The 1,549-nt window shown below is 32.8% G+C and carries 1 protein-coding gene; it reads left to right on the top strand.

Features of this window, described 5'->3' with window-relative positions; all coding sequences use genetic code 11:
* Nucleotides 1-115: 115 nt before the first annotated feature.
* Entirely contained in the window at nucleotides 116-1,516 is a 1,401-nt protein-coding gene (locus tag EDD60_RS15985; RefSeq protein ID WP_207905394.1) for an ISNCY family transposase, read from the top strand.
* Nucleotides 1,517-1,549 lie beyond the last annotated feature (33 nt).

Here is a 1,549-nt window from a genome sequence, read left to right as displayed (position 1 = left end):
TCTGATTCAAATATGATATTGTCTCAATGTATCAAAGTTGAATATGTCCTGCATGCAGGACATATTCAAAACTTCATGTTATGATATAACCTCATTTTTATCTGGAGGTTATGCAATGAGAAAGGTTGAATTAAGAATGAATGAAGAAAATAAATATTTGATTATTAAAAAATTAGTTGAAACTGATGGAAACAAGAAACGTGCAGCTATTAAATTGAATTGTACCGTAAGAACTGTCAATAGACTTATTTTGAAATATAAGAATGAAGGTAAGGCTGGTTTTGTTCACGGCAATAGAAGTAAAATTCCTTCTACTGCAATTCCTCTTGATGTTAAGAATAAGATCATCAAGCTTTATATTGAGGAATATAGCGATGCTAATTTTACTCATTTCTGTGAAATCATTGAAGAAGATCTGAATATAAAAATTAGTGATACAACACTTAATAAATGGCTTAGAGAAGAAAATATCATTTCTCCAAAAGCCAGAAAAAAGACCAGAAAAATATTAAAGGAAACTTTGAAAACAAAACTCGAAAATACAAGTTCAAAGAAAATCCAAAATGTTATAAAGGAAGCAATTGCTATTGTTGATGAAAAGGATGCTCACCCAAGAAGACCAAGATGCAAGTATATGGGGGAAATGATCCAGATGGATGCATCAAGTTATGAATGGCTCAAAAATAAAGTATGGCATCTTCATTTAGCAGTTGATGATGCAACTGGTGAAGTTGTTGGTGCTTATTTCGATAATCAGGAAACTTTAAAAGGCTACTACAACGTTTTTTATCAGATTCTTACCAATTATGGCATTCCTGCTATGTTTTATACCGACAGACGTACTGTATTTGAATATAAAAGAAAAAACAACGCTTTCGATGACGAGGATACTTTCACACAGTTTTCCTATGCGTGTCACAATCTTGGCGTTGATATAAAAACAACGAGCGTCGCCCAAGCCAAAGGAAGAATCGAAAGAATGAACCAAACATTTCAGTCACGATTGCCTGTTGACCTCAGACGCGCTCACATAACAGATATAGAGTCGGCAAATGAATTTTTAAAATCCTACCTAAAAAAATTCAATGACCAATTTGCTCTACACCTCAATACTACCAAATCGGTATTTGAAACGCAACCATCACTTGAAAAAATCAATTGTACTTTAGCTGTTCTTTCTCCAAGAAAGATAGATTCAGGACATAGTATCAAATTCAAGAATAAGATATATATTCCTGTAACCGAAAAAGGAATACCTACATATCTAAAAAACAAGATGGATTGTATGGTCATTGAAGCGTTTGATGGAAATCTATATGTCAATGTACTTGATCAGATTCATATCATGAAAGAAGTGCCCGAACACGAACTATATTCTATAGAATTTGATGAAAAAGTCATTGAAAAGAAGCCAAAGAAGAAATATATTCCACCAATGAGCCATCCATGGAAACAAGCTTCTTATCTAAATTATCTCGCAAAACAAAAGCACCGAAATTTTGGTGCTAATGTTTAACGATTTTTGAGACATTTTCAAATTTGCTTGACA

It is taken from the genome of Longibaculum muris (genome assembly GCF_004343035.1).
GTDB lineage: Bacteria > Bacillota_I > Bacilli_A > Erysipelotrichales > Coprobacillaceae > Longibaculum > Longibaculum muris.
Note: the sequence above shows the minus strand (reverse complement) of the source record. Positions and strands in the feature narration are given on the sequence as shown.